This is a genomic window from Massilia phyllosphaerae, assembly GCF_034659755.1.
Lineage (GTDB): Bacteria > Pseudomonadota > Gammaproteobacteria > Burkholderiales > Burkholderiaceae_D > Telluria > Telluria phyllosphaerae.
This window is the reverse complement of sequence record NZ_JAXSQX010000007.1, coordinates 1-17,836: the sequence shown is the minus strand read 5'-3', so window position 1 is coordinate 17,836 and position 17,836 is coordinate 1. Positions and strand designations below refer to the sequence as shown.

Annotated in this window: 12 protein-coding genes and 2 pseudogenes; 2 read left to right on the top strand and 12 right to left on the bottom strand. The window is 53.0% G+C overall.

What is annotated here, in order from left to right:
• Positions 1-7: 7 nt before the first annotated feature.
• Complete coding sequence (locus U1H99_RS23550) at positions 8-1,234, bottom strand: GGDEF domain-containing protein (protein WP_323144142.1); 1,227 nt, start codon at positions 1,232-1,234, stop codon at positions 8-10.
• 180 nt (positions 1,235-1,414) lie between these two features.
• Between U1H99_RS23550 and U1H99_RS23545 the strand changes: the two genes are divergently transcribed.
• Entirely contained in the window at positions 1,415-2,023 is a 609-nt protein-coding gene (locus tag U1H99_RS23545; RefSeq protein WP_323144141.1) for a GNAT family N-acetyltransferase, read from the top strand.
• Between the two features lie 208 nt (positions 2,024-2,231).
• On the opposite strand, the gene U1H99_RS23540 is transcribed toward U1H99_RS23545, so the two are convergent.
• The 4 genes from U1H99_RS23540 to U1H99_RS23525 all read right to left on the bottom strand — a co-directional run bounded on the left by U1H99_RS23540 (position 2,232) and on the right by U1H99_RS23525 (position 5,370).
• Entirely contained in the window at positions 2,232-2,687 is a 456-nt protein-coding gene (locus U1H99_RS23540) for a hypothetical protein (protein WP_323144140.1), read from the bottom strand.
• An 825-nt stretch (positions 2,688-3,512) separates the two neighbouring features.
• Positions 3,513-3,755: a hypothetical protein gene (locus U1H99_RS23535; RefSeq protein ID WP_323144139.1), complete on the bottom strand. Its 243-nt coding sequence runs from the start codon at positions 3,753-3,755 to the stop codon at positions 3,513-3,515.
• Between the two features lie 97 nt (positions 3,756-3,852).
• Entirely contained in the window at positions 3,853-4,326 is a 474-nt protein-coding gene (locus U1H99_RS23530; protein WP_323144138.1) for a hypothetical protein, read from the bottom strand.
• A 174-nt stretch (positions 4,327-4,500) separates the two neighbouring features.
• Entirely contained in the window at positions 4,501-5,370 is an 870-nt protein-coding gene (locus tag U1H99_RS23525) for a hemagglutinin repeat-containing protein (RefSeq protein WP_323144137.1), read from the bottom strand.
• On the opposite strand from U1H99_RS23525, the pseudogene U1H99_RS23520 reads away from it, so the two are divergent.
• Positions 5,344-5,640: pseudogene (locus U1H99_RS23520) on the top strand (peptidogalycan biosysnthesis protein); the annotation flags it as partial. The gene U1H99_RS23525 and the pseudogene U1H99_RS23520 overlap by 27 nt on opposite strands.
• Before the next feature lie 110 nt (positions 5,641-5,750).
• Here the strand turns inward: U1H99_RS23520 and U1H99_RS23515 are convergent.
• The 7 genes and pseudogenes from U1H99_RS23515 to U1H99_RS23485 all read right to left on the bottom strand — a co-directional run bounded on the left by U1H99_RS23515 (position 5,751) and on the right by U1H99_RS23485 (position 17,761).
• Positions 5,751-6,512: a hypothetical protein gene (locus U1H99_RS23515; protein ID WP_323144136.1), complete on the bottom strand. Its 762-nt coding sequence runs from the start codon at positions 6,510-6,512 to the stop codon at positions 5,751-5,753.
• Between the two features lie 544 nt (positions 6,513-7,056).
• A pseudogene (locus tag U1H99_RS23510) lies at positions 7,057-7,367 on the bottom strand (transposase); the annotation flags it as partial.
• A 547-nt stretch (positions 7,368-7,914) separates the two neighbouring features.
• Entirely contained in the window at positions 7,915-8,319 is a 405-nt protein-coding gene (locus tag U1H99_RS23505; protein ID WP_323144135.1) for a hypothetical protein, read from the bottom strand.
• 9 nt (positions 8,320-8,328) lie between these two features.
• Positions 8,329-8,736 (bottom strand): CdiA C-terminal domain-containing protein, encoded by a 408-nt coding sequence (locus U1H99_RS23500; protein WP_323144134.1) that lies wholly within the window; start codon positions 8,734-8,736, stop codon positions 8,329-8,331.
• Positions 8,712-12,434 (bottom strand): hemagglutinin repeat-containing protein, encoded by a 3,723-nt coding sequence (locus U1H99_RS23495; protein ID WP_323144133.1) that lies wholly within the window; start codon positions 12,432-12,434, stop codon positions 8,712-8,714. The genes U1H99_RS23500 and U1H99_RS23495 overlap by 25 nt, the downstream gene beginning before the upstream one ends.
• A 798-nt stretch (positions 12,435-13,232) precedes the next feature.
• A complete protein-coding gene (locus U1H99_RS23490; RefSeq protein WP_323144132.1) occupies positions 13,233-13,622 on the bottom strand; it encodes a hypothetical protein in 390 nt (129 codons plus the stop codon).
• A 2-nt stretch (positions 13,623-13,624) separates the two neighbouring features.
• Complete coding sequence (locus U1H99_RS23485) at positions 13,625-17,761, bottom strand: hemagglutinin repeat-containing protein (RefSeq protein ID WP_323144389.1); 4,137 nt, start codon at positions 17,759-17,761, stop codon at positions 13,625-13,627.
• Positions 17,762-17,836 lie beyond the last annotated feature (75 nt).

Sequence of the window (17,836 nt, the reverse complement as noted above, 5' to 3'; positions counted from 1 at the left end):
GGCGCGGTCAAGCTGCGCAGGCGTTCGGGACCGGGGTGCCACTGGCGCACGGGGCTTGCCCGGCCTCGGCCGGGACCCCATCGGCGCCTTCCCATTGAGCACCGTGGACCCGGTTGCGGCCACTGCGTTTGGCGGCATACATCAGTTCGTCCGCGCGCGCGATCAGGGCGTGGCTGGCAATGCCCGGCAGGCAGGAGGACAGGCGCGCGCTCACCACGCCGAAGCTCGCCGTGGCATGGCTGCGGACGTCGGCATGGGGGCCGCTTGTTTCGGCAAGACGTGCGCGCATGCGTTCGGCAAGGGCAAGGCCCTCGTCCAGGTTGGTGTCGGGCAGGATCAGGAGGAATTCTTCGCCGCCGTAGCGCACGACCGTATCCTTGTCGTCGCGGATCATCGACAGCAACAAGCGTGCGAAATCCTGCAGGAGCGTGTCCCCGGCCTGGTGGCCGTAGGTATCGTTGATGGTCTTGAAATTGTCCAGGTCGCACACGACGATCGTCAGCGCGGCATGGTCGCAACGGGCGCGCTCGATTTCACGCTCGAGCAGGCCGGCATTGAGGTGGCGCCGGTTGAAGGCCCCCGTGAGCGGATCGCGGATCGACTGGTCGATCAGCGTTTGCTCGGTCCAGTACTGGCGGCGCGACGCACGGGCATCGCGGCGCGCGGCAGCGGCGCCGAACAGGTTCGCGAGCAGCAGCAGCATCGCCATGGTCCCCAGCTGGCGCGGGCTGACCGTGCCGATGGCATGCACCAGGCCCAGGAAACCGGCGCTCGCGCCGAGCGCCACGATACCTGCGTTGACCAGGCGGTTTGGAATGAACAGGTAGACGATGACCAGCATGATGGCCATCGACATGCCATGAAGCAGCAGTTCGCCACGCGAATACGTGACCAGCAAGAACGCCAGCATCGCCAGACTGGTGAAGACGGTGGCCGAGCGATAGGCAGTTTGCCCGGGATTGGCGCTGCGGCGGGTCAGCACGATACCCGTCACGGCCACCACGGCGGTTGCCAGGCGCACCGCGAACAGGATCAGTGTCTGGCTGTTCAGGCCGAGGTGCGCCACGTCGGCAAGTGCGAAGCCCAGGTAAAAGACGCTGCAAAATGCGAGCGACCGCGTCAATTCATGCCGGATAACGTCACCCTGGGCGCGCAGAAACGCGGCTTCGATGCTGGCCGATGTGAATTCACCGCGCCAACGCGCAATGGCGCCGGGAGACTGCTGCGTGGACATGGAAGAACGAATGGACGTGAACGTGCCCGACTGTAACGATATGCTGCATTTCTGTAAAGAAATTTATACGGAAATTCACACAATGGTTGTGTCGATGCTGCATCAGCCCATCCGAGGACAGGAAGCATGTCATCGCGAGGGCACAGTTTTGCGACCATGCCAATGTTATTCTGCAAAAGCATGGTTACAAAAACGTCGACACGCGTCACTCATGAGACATGTGATCTACGCAGACATACGCTGCAAGATATCGACCAGGTTTTCCGGCTTGCCAGTGATCCCGCCGTACTTCAGTCCATTGGCGGCGCTCCTCCCTCGCGTGAAGACGCCTGGCATCGGCTGCTTCGTTATGCAGGTCATTGGAGCTTGCTGGGCTTTGGCATGTTCGCGGTATTCGAGCGGGCCACGAATCAGTTTATTGGCGAAGTGGGCCTGGCCGATTTTCAGCGCGACTTGGGCGACCACTTCGATGGCGTGCCTGAAGCGGCATGGGTGTTCACCGGGCGTTCACATGGCAAGGGCTTTGCCCTGGAAGCGATGACAGCAGCGCTGGACTGGTTCGATCGACAAGCGGTTTCGTCACGCAGTGTGTGCATGATCGAACCTCGCAATACGGCCTCGACCAGGCTTGCAGAGAAGTTGGGATTTACTTATTACGCCCGCGGGTGTTACCGGAGTCACGACGTTTACCAATACGAGCGCATGCGACCGGATCATCAACCTCCTGAGCGCCCGTCCGCGTGCAAGGCTGCGCCCGTAGTGGCGGACGAGAGCGGATTGGCAACGTAGCCACGACGGCGGAGCCAGTAATGTTCAGGCCCTTTCCCGTCTTCATCGACGCCATGCGATGTCGTTGTAGGCGCGCAGCTGCAGCTTCCCGGTCTGGCTGCTGGCGGCGACGATGGTGAGGTCGGGTCGGCCTCGAGCGCCATCGTGCCGCTGGCGCTCAGCTGCGCCTGGCGGTCGGCTGACAGGTCGCTGCCCTCCGTTACCGCATTCATCGCATCATCGACCCGATCGATAAAACCTGATCGATCGAGGGCCAATCTAAACGTGCCCTTGCAAACGTACCGTTCATGAGTTCGTCTGATACAAAGCCCACTTGCTCTTCAGGCAGAATGTCAAATGGGGCATCCATTAACGGGTGATTAATGATTGGATTGCTTAGTCCGACAAATTCACGCAGACGCAAAAGCGTCAATATTTCAATCGGTGTACGAGCAAGCGCTGGACTACTGAAATCGTAAAACGTATTGGAGATTTCTCTGGCAGCCTGGTGCGTATGACGATCACAGGCAGCCAACAACCAAGGCACAAGCCATTCAGAATCGGGATTACGCCAGTGTTCGAGCAGACCTTCATATATTGGCTCATCATAAGCATAAGACGGCCAGCTATGAGACACATCCCCCGCCAGTCCGCAAAAAAACGTAGCATAAAAGCGTGAGCGCACCTATGCCTTTCCTCGTACGACAAAGCCAACTGGTATTCATGCTTTAATGCAGAGTGGATTAAATATCCTTGATATATCGCCTCTTCTTTCCATCCCAGAATAAAGGCATAACCCAAGCCTATCACACTGGACTTCCAATTAAACATCTGTAAAGGCGAGGGTGATCCGCGAATATTAAACGGAAATTATGATGCCAAAAATAGTCCAGCTCATCAGTAAACAGTCGACAAGCCGTTGAATAGGCTAACGTTAGTAGCCAAGGTTTCCCAAGAAGAGCGTGACATATAGCGAACGCCTCTTGTTGATTCGCTATAATACTAAATGTGCTTCTATTCACAACGTTTCTGAAATTTTTTACATCAACTCGACAAATATAATTTTTTATCTTGGCGACGCTCTCTTGAGAGGTTCCTTGCAGTGCTTTAATCACCGTTTTACGACTAGGCCAGGCCGAGCTAATACCCACAGCAGCCGGCAACTGATTTGATTTCATCTTTATTTCGATTCATTACTTTGAATCGTCACACGCCAACCTTGCTGGGTTCAGGTACCGCAACTTTGACATAAACTCCTTTTACCGAGTAACCATTGTCTAAAGCTTCTTGCAACCCCTATCCTAATTCTTTCACACCCGGAGCTTGGTTTGCCACTTTGGTCCCTATTATCCCGCAAATTTCGCCTAGCCAGTAACCTTTCGTGTTGGTTTTCCTTCGGCCGTCAAATGTTGTAGCACCGTTATTTTTCCTGCGGCGATCAGCGATAAATAATTGTCGCTGCAATTTTTTTTCGACAGGTAGCATCAACACTGAGAATGATCGATGCTAGCTATTTATTAAAGAGTTCATATACCCATTTCGCCAACACATCTGGCGACTTGGTTTCTTTCCTTAGAATTTCTATACCGCGCTCTTTTGCAACAATTGCCAGTTTTCCAGAATCAGAAATTTCGATGTAAGGTGCACTAAATTCATCCACATCAGTTCCCAACGGGAAGACATTGTAAGTATGACCTTGCTCGCTTGCGTATTTAAAAAATAGTTTAGCTATTTCTTCGAGTCTCACTCGCATAGTGGCGCGTTCCTTAAGCTAAACCGACCTCTGCACACAAATTATTGTCGATGCCTGCTCATTCATCAAAAAGGGGGCACCCCTCAAAAAACTGCGATTACATATTTATCATGCATCTATTCCAACGCTCTTGCATTTCTTCTGTTGGCTCATTAGCCAAGAGAGGCAATTTAATTAACGACGTAGAAAATATTCTTCTCCCAAACCGCCGTAGCAGACTTAAAGCAAATGCAATTGACTGCCTTTTCTGCAAAGATTTTACCCCCAACAAATCAAAATCCATTTCGTTGATGAGTATAGACGCATCATTACTCACCAATGCCTTTTCGCCTGCAGTCAAGAGGAAATCTTCTATTCCGTACATGTTGTATGTATATGCATTGCAATTGCGGTCATATAAGAAAATATCAACCTCAAATTCCTGTATGAGATCAGTAAATAGTATTGCAACATCGTTTGTATACAAAAAAATCGTTGCATCACACCACGCCACCTCAGCTGTGAGGTTTTTAGTCAAATCCGTAAATATTTCAAAACCGCAAAGAGTGCGTAAATTTCCATTTGAAATCATTATTGAAACCACTCTTAATCATTTTCCATTTTTCATTGCCAATATTTACTGGCTTCGCATTTTTCTTAACTAAGTATTCGATCTCCTTCCCAAACATTCTGGTCGATTGACCATTACGTTTAACGTCGGACATAATACTTGGAATAGTACTTAATTGAATAGGATCCCCCCGCGCTATTGCAGCATCGAGAAACGGCTTATTGTAGCATCCCAAAAATCTTGGCCGCTCAAGGTGGTATCCACGTTTAGAATATTAAATTCGCCGGTTTTTGCTCCAAGATCTGCAGTCTTTGGCATCTGTGTTTGCTCTTCACTAATATCCTTCATAGCGGGAGTCCACCGACCTATGGTCGTCACCTTCTTCGACAGGAAACCGCTCTTCGAGGTCTGGCTCGACTGGTCCAGCGAATAGGTCGCGGAGCCGGTCGTGATGTCGATGTTGTTGCCGGCATTGACACTCAAGCCGGTGCCGGCATCGGCCTGCCCTGCCCTCACCGTAAGGTTATTGCCGGCGTCGAGCACGACGCTGCCGGCGCCGTTGATCACGGTACCTACCTCGCTTGTCGAACTCTCCTTGCGGTAGTTGTTGGCGTTCTTGACCGTGTCGTCACGGGCGGCGATGCCGACCGTGCCCAGGTTCAGGTCGCGCAGCGCGCTGAGGGCCGTGCTGCCGCCGACGCCGGCGTTGCTGATGTCGGCCGCCGCCAGGTTGATGTCGCGCCCCGTCGAGACCAGCAAGCTGCTGCCCGCGCCGCTGCCGGTGACCGACAAGCCGGCCACCTTGTCGAGGGTCGTGCTGTCGGTACCGGAGCGCGTCGTCCCGAGGCTGACCGAGGTCGTGGTCGTGCGCAGGTTGATGTCGCGGCCGGCCGAGGCGATCAGGGAATTTTCGGCCGACAGGGTGTTGCCGATATTGTTGATGTCGTTACCGGCGCGCAGCTGCAGCGTGCCGGCCTGGCTGCTGGCGGCGAGGATGTTGAGGCTCCTGCCTCCTTGAGCGCCATCGCGCCGCCTGCGCGTTTCTTTACGCGGTGCTACCGGCATACTTATTCCGAGCATTATTCGAAGCGGTACCTGAACCTCGATTTCTTCCGGCGCATCCGGCGCATCCGGCGCAAGATACCGCACAACCTGCTGCTGGTGCTTGCGGAGCGGAATTGAACGCCGATCGCGTCATCGCTGGTTCTGCATTACGAGACGATCTTGTATGGGCGTTATTAGGGGGTGCTGGAGCATGTGTCCTGCCTATATTTCGAGACGGCTTATTACCACCCTCTGGAATTCTGCATCGAACAAGCGGTCGAGGTCTTCGAAAATGACACACCTCCTGTTGAACCATCCCTTTTTGGCAAATCAAACCCATTCACTTTTTCTAATTTCAATATTCTGCTTTCAAGCAGATCTATTTTAAACATTAACCATCATTAACCAAGAACTGGACATGTGACTTTCGGCATATCCTCGTACGCTTTTAAAATGGTTCTCAATGGGCTATTTTCTATTCCAGCGTCCCAATACACAATTTTAAGCCATATAGCTGCGCGCGTACATTCGCCACGGCCTAACCAAATTTCTTGCAGATTAGAGCGAAGCATTTTTCGTCCGGCCGCAAGCAACTCAGCCTGAGCAAACTTCCCTTTCAACTTATGAAGGCAATGCGCATATGCAAACTCGCGAGGCTGCACAACGTTTTTTATAACAACATTTTCCCCGTCGTAAAATTTCTCAAATTCCGAAATACCCTCAGCATATTGCCCCGCCCCAATACAGAACGACATATAGTCATCTAAGCGCACTGTCGCAATATCCGATAAATCGTAAAAATTTGGCTCAGCAGCCGAAGCTGCATTATATAGGCGAGCTTGGCTCCAAGACTTCTGCGCAAGTTCACGATTAATGAGCCACGAATAAACCGCATTCGCGCAATGTAATCTCTGCCTGTGAAAATTATCACTATCCCCGAAATCTTCATTCGCATTTGTTGCCATTTGCAACCATTCTTGCAATCGCGGCAAAATCACTTCAACTCTAGAATAGGCGCCAACCAAAGTTAACTTGATGATATCATCAAGATAATGCGATATAACATTCCCCTTCGGTCTTGATTCATTATATTCAGCATTCATTAAACGGCGAACCGTGCTTTCCTTTGCTCTTTCATTATATATAGAGGGATTAAATAGCATAAATTAACATTCCCTTCCATTGCAATACCTAACGGTCACGGAGTTTTAGCCTCACCATTTTGACTGATGTAGTGAGGACGACCAAGAAACCGAAGGCACCCAAACTTGACGAGCGCTTCACTAGCGCAATGCCCGATGATTTTTTAAACCGACCTCTGCACACAAAATTCCTGATACCCCCGCTGCCCTGCCGGGTGCGTTCCTTTGGCTCTGACAGCTTCGTCCATGTACGTTTTTCGGCACTGTCTCCCGTGCCGCCACTTCTTCAATTTCCTTTAATGTCTCGCAATTTATAACGTCCATGGTAAGACATCGAATAAAATTCAATAACTGATGGCTCCGCCCCAGCGTCGGTCAACTCCTCGCCCAGTCGAGCAAACGATTCGCGAGGGCCGTAAAGCTCAAGATTTGATACTGACGATGCACGATTGGCTAACTGACCGCTAAACAATCGCTGTGCGGACCAATTTTCTAACTCTAGCCAACAAGATTTAATCTTCTCAAAAAGATTGGCTGCATCGCCTCGGCCGCTCCATTTCTTTCAGATCGCCCGGCCCAGTCTGCGCGTCATGTGCAGGATGTCATTGCGCGCATCGGCTCCGCAGTGGTTCGTCTTCCAGGGTTTGCCGTTCTTGCGAGTCGGGAGTATGGCATGAGCGGCGCGTAAGGCGATGGCCTCGTGACAGTCTTTCGTATCGTAGGCGCCGTAACCACTGACGCTGGCAATATTTTCTTCAGGAGGAATCTGATCAAGTAGAGTTGGCAGGACAGGTGCGTTGCCAATGCTGTTTTCGGTGACCTCCATGGCCCGGATCTCGAGTGTAGACGCGTCGATCCGAGGTGCACCTTGCGCCAAAAACTGGAACAATCGACCGAGATTAAAAATCTCACCTAAGTAGAAATATCGACCCTAAGATCCATTGTCAATCGGCCAATTCTTCAGCGAATAAGATTGACTTAGAATTAAATTTGGCGCGCTTAAATATTCCAAATGTCAATGCATTGTCAACGCTCACCTAAAATCCGATAGCGCGTGCTGGAGAATATTCATCCCAAATCGACAGATCTGGCTTCGATATTTACCTGTTACGCTTTTCTGCCCACCAAAGTCCTGTCCCAAAGAAAAATCCATTAGCTACCGATCCTATTGAGAGCCTAATAATTTTCCCGAACGACGGCAGCTCAAAAGGTACATTATTGAAGATCAAGCTCGCAAGTGGGCCAATTAATAGTAAAGAAAGAGAAAAAATTATTCCCGTCAGAATTGACACAAATATAACCGATCGTATCCAAAAAAAATCTCTTGCAACAAAGAAGGTCTCATTTATTTTTTTCCACGTTCTCCTGGATTTTAGAACGGACAAGGTCAACAAGTTACTTGCCGTTAGTCGATATTTGACTATTAAAAATCGGCAATTTTGTGTAGACCACCCTTGTCGCGTACCGCGTATATGGTGTCGTATTGAAACGAAAGTAAAAAATTTGCATTAGAGACATTAGCCAGGTTCGATATAAATGCTTTGAGTTGCGATGTGCACTCATCGAAATTTTCGTTAACATATCTAAACTTAATTCGTGTTCCGACGGGCCAAGCGAACTTCTTATCAGCACCTTCGGCGAGTAATTGCGGAATCACGGTGCATTTTTCCTTCTGAAACACATAAAAAGCCATTCCCGAGATTGGAAATAGACCACTAAAGCCATATTCCTCCTCTTCAAAATCATGCACTCCAGTCTTATTAAAAGCCAGCACTAGCGCCTCAAACCGCAAGACGTCTTCGGCTTCAATACACATCTCAATACTCATTACACCTCCCTATTTGACAACAAAAACCTTACCATCTTTAATAAGGATAAGCGAATGCAAGCCTAACACAGGATTACGTTGTATGTAATGCGCGACGTCACTAATTGAAAGTCCGCTATCAACTAGATTCACCACGACATTTGGAGCTTGCAGCCTCGCTTTGTCCTGAACAGTATCCCGTATCGTAAGCACATTATTACCACTAGGCGAATATACATCAGCAATCTCACCATTTATTCGAAGATCAGGATTTTTTGTTTTTTTGCCATTGTTAGGAAGATATTCTACATCCAATCCGTATTCCGATAAAGTCTTGCCAGCTTCGTTCTGACGCTGAATAGATCGCACCATTTCTGCGTTTGCGTTATCAGGCGGGAGTTCAGGTTTTCCAGTTAGCTTGCCTGTACTTTTTTCCAATTGTGTTCGCTCAATAGAAGCTGATGGTCGTCCCCTAGCCCCCCTCCGCCGACCCCTCCCTTTGGTGGAACCGAATTGGCAGGGACTTCTACGATCTTTTCGGACCGGCTTGGTAGTGGCTTCCACCCTTCACCAACTATCCATGTCGCTGCTTTGCCTCCTGCATAGGAAACAATCCCTAATGCCGCGTCGAATACTATCTCACCAGTATCATAAGTTGTCTTAAAAGAGAGATTATCAATACTTCGATCAACTGCGAAGGCAGGGATTGGGTCAGTTATAGCTGCCTTACCGAACGCATAAGCGGTTTTCGCGCCAGACCAGACTCCGTTTGCACCGTCTTTTACCCAGTCCGAGAGCGTAGTCTTATTTATATAATTAATGCCATCCTTAGTAGCAAGGATTGCCCTATCGAGCTTTTTATCTGCCGCGTTAACAAACCCGTCTGTGACTAAGCTGAGTTCTAGTAGTCTGTCCGGATGGTAGCCATCAAATGTTATAGTGCCGTTATTTTTTCCTGCCGCGACCAGCGATAAATAATTTATCGCCGAAAGTTGTTTCGATTGATATCCATCCACGCAAGCGCGATCGTCACACTTTTGAATCTGGTATTCCGCATTTTGCGCGATACGAGTTGCTTCTCCAATATCCTTATCACGTTCAGCGTCAAGCTCCTGCATCTGTTCGATAATTTTTTTCTTACAAGCGTCAACGTCCCCACCCTTTTTAGCGCACTCTCCCAATGCCTTATTAGCCAGTGCAATTTCTTTGTGTGAAAGGTAATTATTTTCGACCTCATTTGTCGCCGCAACGGCACCGCCTCCTCCGCCTGCTACTGCACCGACTGCTGTGCCAGCGGCCAAGATCAAAGCGCTCTGTACCTGTCTAGGAATATCGAGGCTGCGAATTTGCTCGGCGACCAAGGGTGTCATCACGCTTGCCGCCCCGGCACCTAACGCCCCATTGAAGTTCCCTGCCAGTCCCCCAACCATCGTATGTAGAGCAACGCGTGCTTTACCATCTTCAGCCCAGTCACTTGCGAGTTGATTCGCCTGCCTAATTTTTTCTTCGGCTTTGTCCGGATCGGTTTCGCTCGCAGCCTCGACATAAAGCTGTTGCGCTTCCTTCAGTTTGTCGCTCGCATATGTGCCTACTGCGTTGCTCGCGGCCGCAGCAAACTGAGCAGTAACATCGAGCGTTGTCTTTACCTCAGCCAAATCGGAGTTGTTGCCAATCTTGCCGCTTGTATCGACCCCTGTACTGACCGCACGATTGATCCCAGCAACAGTCTCTTCTGCACTTTTCCCCGTAAGCGCTGTCTGCGCGACGCTGTCCGTAATAGTGATCGCACCCGCACTGATCCCGCTTTTGGTCATGCTGGAATCGTGCGAGCTAGTGGCAGCCAGCCCGGATACACCACCTGCTACCCCGCTTTCACCCCTATCATTCCAATGAATGGTTCCCGGTCCGGTCGCTCCTTTATCTCCAGTACCACCGACAGTCCCACCGCCACTTAAGCCAATACTCGTCCCCTCCATCGTTGCGTGATTTTCGATCTCATTTTGTGTCAGCGTTTTCGTGACCAAGCTGTTGGCTGCGGTTCCCGCGTCGGTGCTACTAATCAACGCCCCTTTCAGGTCAGTGTTCCCGGCAACCGTAATCTGGAACCCACCATCGCCAGCCCTGATACCGCTCTGCTCCTGCACGCTGGCGTAATCGCTCTTGATCGTGGTCTGGCTCGCGCTGCCACTGACACTCGCCCCATAACCGTAGGTACCGCTGACGCTCACGCTCTGCGTCTTGCTGTCGAACTTGGCCGTGTCCTGCAGGCTTTCGAGATTCAGGTTGCCGCCGACGTTGGCGACGACCTGATTACCGCTGGCGACAGCGCCCTTAATATTGGTATCGCCGCCGCTGACGATTGTCAGCGTCTGGCCAGCGTTGACTTTGGTGTTGACCTGGGTCGTACCCTCGCCATCGTCGTGTCCCTTGCTGCCACTGACAGAGGCAGTAAGGCCGACTGCCATCCCGTCCTTGGTGCTGTAACTCGCTGCGACGCCAGCCTCTGCACTGATGCTCTTGCTCTCGCTGTGCTGGCTCTCCAGGTCCTGCGCCGCAACCATATTGACTTGATTGTTCGCAGCCAGCGTCACGTTGCGGCCGGCATTGACGTCGCTGGCGATGACGTTAATGTTGCCACTGCCCTCGCCGCCTTTCGCAACGATGCTGATGTCACGCCCCGCCGTGAGCGCGCTGCCGGTGTGCAGCATTTCGCTGATAGTGGTGGTCTGCACCGATTCCGAGTGCCCGGCAGTCAGGCTCAAACTGACGCTCAAACCGTCCTTCGCCTGCGCGGCCGCGTCCTTGACTGCCAGAGCCGCGGTGGCCGCCGCCATCGCCTGCACCCGCTTGTTATCGGTCGCCTGGACCGTCTGCTGCACGCTCTGCACCGACTGGATCGCATTCACGACGCTGCCGCCTACCCGCAATGAAATCGCGTCCTGCTCCACCCGCGTCTTGAACCTGGTGTCGATCTTGTCCTTGCCGGCATCGATCGTCACGTCCTTGGCCGCCAGGCCCATGTCGCGGCCGGCCGACATATCGGTGCCGCTGACCTTGATCGCGTTGCCGGCGTCGAGCGTCAGGTCGCCGCCGATCGAGCCGACCAGGCTGCGGGCCTGGCCGCTCTGGGTCACGGCGTCGCGGGTCTTGTCGGTGGTCGTGGTGCGCGTGCCGTAGCTGATGCCGAAGCCGCCGCCGCCTCTCAGCAGGCCGCTCTGCTTCTGTTCGACGTGGTTCCATTCGCTGTTGGTGTCGATGGCCGCCGCGATGTTGATCTCCTTGCCGGCGGCCATCTTGACGGCATCGTCGCCCACCACGGCCGAGTCGGTGATGTTCAGGTCATTCCCCGCCTTCATCGACACCGTACCACCCGTCAGCGAGCTGGCGATCGAGGTCACCGCGTCGACCGTGTCGCGCGTGGTCGTCACCTTCTTCGACAGGAAACCGCTCTTCGACGTCTGGCTCGACTGGTCGAGCGAATAGGTCGCGGAGCCGGTCGTGATGTCGATGTTGTTGCCGGCATTGACACTCAAGCCGCTGCCGGCATCGACCTGCCCTGCCCTCACCGTCAGGTTGTTGCCGGCGTCGAGCAGCACGCTGCCGGCGCCGTTGATCACCGTACCTACCTCGCTTGTCGAACTCTCCTTGCGGTAATTGTTGGCGTTCTTGACCGTGTCGTCGCGTGCCGAGATGCCGACCGTGCCCAGGTTCAGGTCGCGCAGCGCGCTGAGGGCGGTGCTACCGCCGACGCCGGCGTTGCTGATGTCGGCCGCTGCCAGGTTGATGTCACGCCCCGCCGAGACCAGCAAGCTGCTGCCCGCGCCGGTGTCGGTGACGGACAAGCCGGCCACCTTGTCGAGGGTCGTGCTGTCGGTACCGGAGCGCGTCGTCCCGAGGCTGACCGAGGTCGTGGTCGTGCGCAGGTTGATGTCGCGGCCGGCCGAGAGATCCAGGGAATCCTTTGCCGACAGGGTGTTGCCGATATTGTTGATGTCGTTACCGGCGCGCAGCTGCAGCGTGCCGGCCTGGCTGCTGGCGGCGAGGATGTTGAAGTCGGTGCCGGCCTTGAGTGCCATCGTGCCGCTGGGGCTCAGTTGCACCTGGCGGTCGGCCGACAGGTCGCTGTCCTTCGCCACGGACACGTTCAGGTTGCGCTGGGCGATCAGGGCGCTGGTGACCGCCGCGGCGTTGTTGCTGACGATGTTGCCGAACAGATTGATGTCGCCGCGAACGGTGGCGGAAGTGGAAGCGTAAGCGTAAGCGTAAGCGAAGCGTACGCAAGGTCAGGAAAGCCGGCAAGCTAATGCAGCTTCTCCTGCACGCTGCTGCAGTTGCTTTTGATTCACACTTCACAGATCGTCAGGCCAATCTCGACCCACGTCACGATTCTGAATAAATCGATAATTTCCTCGCTGATCCACTAAATCGCACAGCTCTTCTTCATTAATTCGTATCTCCTCGAATTCACCATTATTCCCGCTCCGATCCACACACAGTTTCTTTACAAACACACTCGGTAAAATCCCCGAAATAAATTCTCGATCCAACTCACATTTGTGGAATAACGATTATTTTCCACCACCATAAAAAGAAATCTTCTTTTAGATAAGATACATAATGTTTTCATTAACGATTTTCACTTGCAAAGGAAAATCCCAATTTAAAGGCGCGTGATCAGCAACAAGATAAAGTCCATCATTTCTGTCAATTAACCATCCTATTAACTCTACAAGCCCCGAGTCCTTTGAGGGCTCAAGCCTCAGCAATTTCGCCACGTCCATGTCAATTCCCTCCAATTCGGTTGTGTACTTTCGTGGATTAAGGCAAACTGAGACTGGTAGTGCAGACGCGCCTGAACGTTAGCGAAAACTAGCGCGAGCCAGATGAGGCCTCGCGCCCGACAAAGATAGATGAAATAAAAACTAGGATATAAACTATAACTGACAATACAAATCGAGATGGGCGTCTTGTGCTGTCTTTAGCATGTCGATTAGTGGACCTAATTCCCGACTAATAGTTTCATTGTCAACCCTGCAAATCAGTTCTTTTCCGTCGCCGCTCCATCCATAACGAAACTCAGAAATATCATAAGAACTGCTATCAGTGCGCTCCTTGATATCTTGAAGTGTACCTAATGCATAACTTATCATGCTGGTCGTTAAAGTCTCTTCCTCATATTCGGAAAAATCAGTTTGACAATAACTATTAATCGCCTCCCAAAATTTAATGTGAAAAAGCCATGCTGAAACTCCTTCAGAAAGTACCAGTTCCCCAACCGGACTTTGTCCATTTGCAGCCACGATCGCAAAATATGATGAATGCATTTCTAATCCGAATCCGTGAAATGAGTTAAGGCCTTTCTAACATCGGAGGGCACACCTGTTTGAGAAGTCCCGCGCTTATTAAGCAGTGGCACATTATTAGGGATTGGCTGTCCAAACTGATCAGTATATCTCAATGGACCATTAACGTTTGTATCCTCAACCCGGAAGTATCTCCCTGCATTGTCGTAAACAACTTGTAGTCCGCTTTCCGGATTACGATACAGAGTTTTTCCAGATTCCGTGTATGAAATTATCGGGTTTTCACCTGCGATCATAAATATAGTTTCTTTAGCTGAAACTTTTTGTTGATAGTCCGAAAATTTCTCGGCACGTACCGCACCCGCTGGATTAAAAACTGGAAAATCAGCCACTTTTACACTATCTGATACTCTCCCAGTCAGCTCATTGGAATTGCTCGGCAGCCTTTCGCTAGCAGTGCTTGACGGTTGCGCCGAGCTAATACCTTTCGAGAATTGTGTTTCTGAGGCGGGTTTAATACTCGAAATACTCTGAGGTATATCTGGCGAAGCAGTCACTACACTAGGGTTACCTATTTCTGCGCGAACGGGTACTACAACTTTACCTACTTCAAGTTCAACCCCAACACGACCTGCATTTGTCAAAGCCTGCGAGGCCGATGGCGCCGTAGCGACTACGCCATTTGACGCGATTTTACCACCTTCTCCCTCAATACCTACTTCAGGCAATCCAAACATGATCATCGGTTGAGTAACTACACCGAATATGCCAAGGGCCGACTTTGCAGTGTTACTTGCATCCGCACGCTGCTTCGATGTGAGCGGCGTTGTCTCAGGCCCTCCGAGAGAAGAGTCAGCCAGAAAGTTATTAGTAGCCTGATAGATGCTCTCCCACCCCTGCAATGACGATATCCCATCCACCATGCTTTTTGCATCTTGTGCTACTTCAAAGATGCTACGAGCGTGCACAGGTGCCGGATTCCAATCATCGGGATTGAGCGCAGGCGTTTGATTGGAGTATGGCGAGGACTGTGAACCATATTGAGACGCAACCGAGTTTCCAACAGCGACGATCGAGGCAGTTTGTCCTTGCGTTAGTGAATTGTTATAAAACGGGAAGACACCACCATTAGCTGATCCGCCCTTGCCAGCCGCTTGCGTATTGGCTGCATTGCTTGCGGCTTGGACAATTTTGACTTCTCGAATTGCATCGTCAAGATCCTTACGCTCTTCACCAGCGAATTTATATGTGTCGGTTATCGCGGCGGACAATGCTGGATCAACCGATGCCGCCATGCCTTCCTTATATAGCTTAGCGCCCGATTCGGTGCTGCTTAGCTTGTCTTTGAATGCACTGACGGGATCATCTATGTTCGAAACAACGCTGTTTGGGTTCTTTTCTGCATTGGAACCCGCAAGAAATTCAAGCCCCTCCTCTGCAACACCTTTTTTCACATCGTAGTGGGCATTCGTCTTTACGTATTTATCGAGAAAACTAATGTCTCTGGAAGCCAGGCCATCTTCTGGTGCAAACAATTGAGCGCCCTGTATCGTGAAAAAGGCTTGCTGTTTGCCGTCGCTATTCGTAAATGTGAGATTTCCTGCGCTTTTCAAAAAGGCTTCCGCCGCCGGATTGTCCACGTCATCGAGGCGACTACGCCACATGAAATCCGTGTCTTTGGCTGCCTGTTGCGCAAGCTGTTTCGCCGCTTCTTCAGGCGTGATATCTACGCCGGAAGTATCTCCACTTGCACGACGCGCAGCGTTTACTTGATCTGCAAAAGCAACCGCATTTTCACGGATCCAAGCCGTCTCTTTCTCATGGAGCTGGCGATTATTGACGTCAACAGTCATCCCAGTCGTGGCAGATTGCACGGCATTTGCAAGCATCCCGGCATTACTCGTTCCGGAACCTGCCGCAATGCCAGCGACTGCACCACCTAGCGTTGCCATCGTCTGCTGATAGGTATTGACGAGCTCTTTACGATCAGCTTCACTCAATCCCTCCGCCTGCGCATCAGCGAGGAATTTACCTACCTGTTTGCCGACATTTCCGCCGACAACCCCTACAACGCCCCCAACGGCACCCGCATTACCGCCGGCCATACTGCCGATTGCACCTTGGGCGGTGGCATGCAAAGCAAGACGATAAATGCCGTCGTCCCCCCACGCGGCGGCAGTGACTCCTGCAGCTTTCGCCTGCGCGTCGTAATCCTTTTCCGCAATCTTGTCACCGGCATTCCGTGCCTCAAAGGCAAGCTGCTTATAGTTGGCTTCGGCTGCTTTTGCATCAGCTTCTTTCATGCCGGCAATATCACCAACCAGCTTCGCCGCAACCGGGGCAGCGGTGGCAACGACGGTCTGGGTGAATTGCTCGGTGACTTGCAACGCCGTTTGCGTTTCTGCTGCGTTAAATTTATTGTCGAGCTTGCCGCTGGTATCAGTACCAGTAACGGCGGTCCGGTCCAGGCCAGCCAAGGATTGCGCCGCATCGCTGGTAATCGTGATCGCACCTGCGCTGATGCCGCTCCGCGTCGTGCTGTTGGCGTTAACTGAAATTGCAGTCGCGCTTGGCGTGGCGCCCGTCGCATTTGTAGCCGCAACGTCGACCGCGTTCGTTCCGCCAAGTCCTTTTCCTGCGCCCGGATTTTGCCCAAGCTTACGCTTTTCGTTATCTTCCTTATCGTTTCCGCCGCTCGATGTAATCGAACCACTCAAGCCGATACTGCTCGCCTCCATTTTCGAGTAGTTCTCGATCTCGCTCTGCGTCAGCGTCTTTGTTACCAGGCTATTCGCAACGGTACCGGCCTGGGTACTGCTGATCACCGCCCCCTTCAGGTCAGTATTCCCACCTACCGTAATCTGGAACCCACCATCGCCAGCCCTGATACCGCTCTGCTCCTGCACGCTGGCGTAGTCGCTCTTGATCGTGGTCTGGTTCGCGCTGCCACTGACACTAGCCCCATAACCGTAGGTACCGCTGACGCTCACGCTTTGCGTCTTGCTGTCGAACTTGGCCGTGTCCTGCAGGCTTTGCAGATTCAGGTTGCCGCCGACGTCCGCAACGACTTGGTTGCCGCTTACGACAGCGCCCTTGATATTGGTATCGCCGCCGCTGACGATCGTCAGCGTCTGGCCGGCATTGACCTTGGTGTTGACCTGGGTGGTGCCCTCGCCGTCATCGTGGCCTTTGCTTGCGCTGACAGCGGCAGTGAAGCCGATTGCCGGCCCGCCATTGGTGCTGTAGCTCGCTGCGACGCCCGCCTCAGCACTGATGCTCTTGCTCTCGCTGTGCTGGCTCTCCAGGTCCTGCGCCGCAACCATATTGACTTGATTGTTCGCAGCCAGCGTCACGTTGCGGCCGGCATTGATGTCGCTGGCGATGACGTTGATGTTGCCACTGCCCTCGCCTCCTTTCGCAACGATACTGATGTCACGGCCCGCCGTGAGCGCGCTGCCGGTATGCAGCGTTTCGCTGGTAGTGGTGGTTTGCACCGATTCCGAATGCCCGGCAGTCAGGCTCAAACTGACGCTCAAACCGTCCTTCGCCCGCGCCGCCGCGTCCTCGACGGCCAGGGCCGCCGTCGCCGCCGCCATCGCCTGCACCCGCTTGTTATCGGTCGCCTGCACCGTCTGCTGCACGCTCTGCACCGACTGGATCGCATTCACGACGCTGCCGCCTACCCGGAGTGAAATCGCGTCCTGCACCACCCGCGTCTCGAACTTGGTGTCGATCTTGTCCTTGCCCGCATCGATCGTCACGTCCTTGGCCGTCAAGCCCATGTCGCGGCCGGCCGACATGTCGGTGCCGCTGACCTTGATCGCGTTGCCGGCGTCGAGTGTCAGGTCGCCGCCGATCGAGCCGACCAGGCTGCGGGCCTGGCCGCTCTGGGTCACGGCGTCGCGGGTCTGGTCGGTGGTCGTGGTGCGCGTGCCGTAGCTGATGCCGAAGCCGCCGCCACCGCTCAGCAGGCCGCTCTGCTTCTGTTCGACGTGGTTCCACTCGCTGTTGGTGTCGATGGCCGCCGCGATGTTGATGTCCTTGCCAGCGGCCAGCTTGACGGTGTCGTCGCCCACCACGGCCGAGCCGGTAATGTTCAGGTCATTCCCCGCCTTCATCGACACCGTACCACCCGTCAGCGAGCTGGCGATCGAGGTCACCGCGTCGACCGTGTCGCGCGTGGTCGTCACCTTCTTCGACAGGAAACCGCTCTTCGACGTCTGGCTCGACTGGTC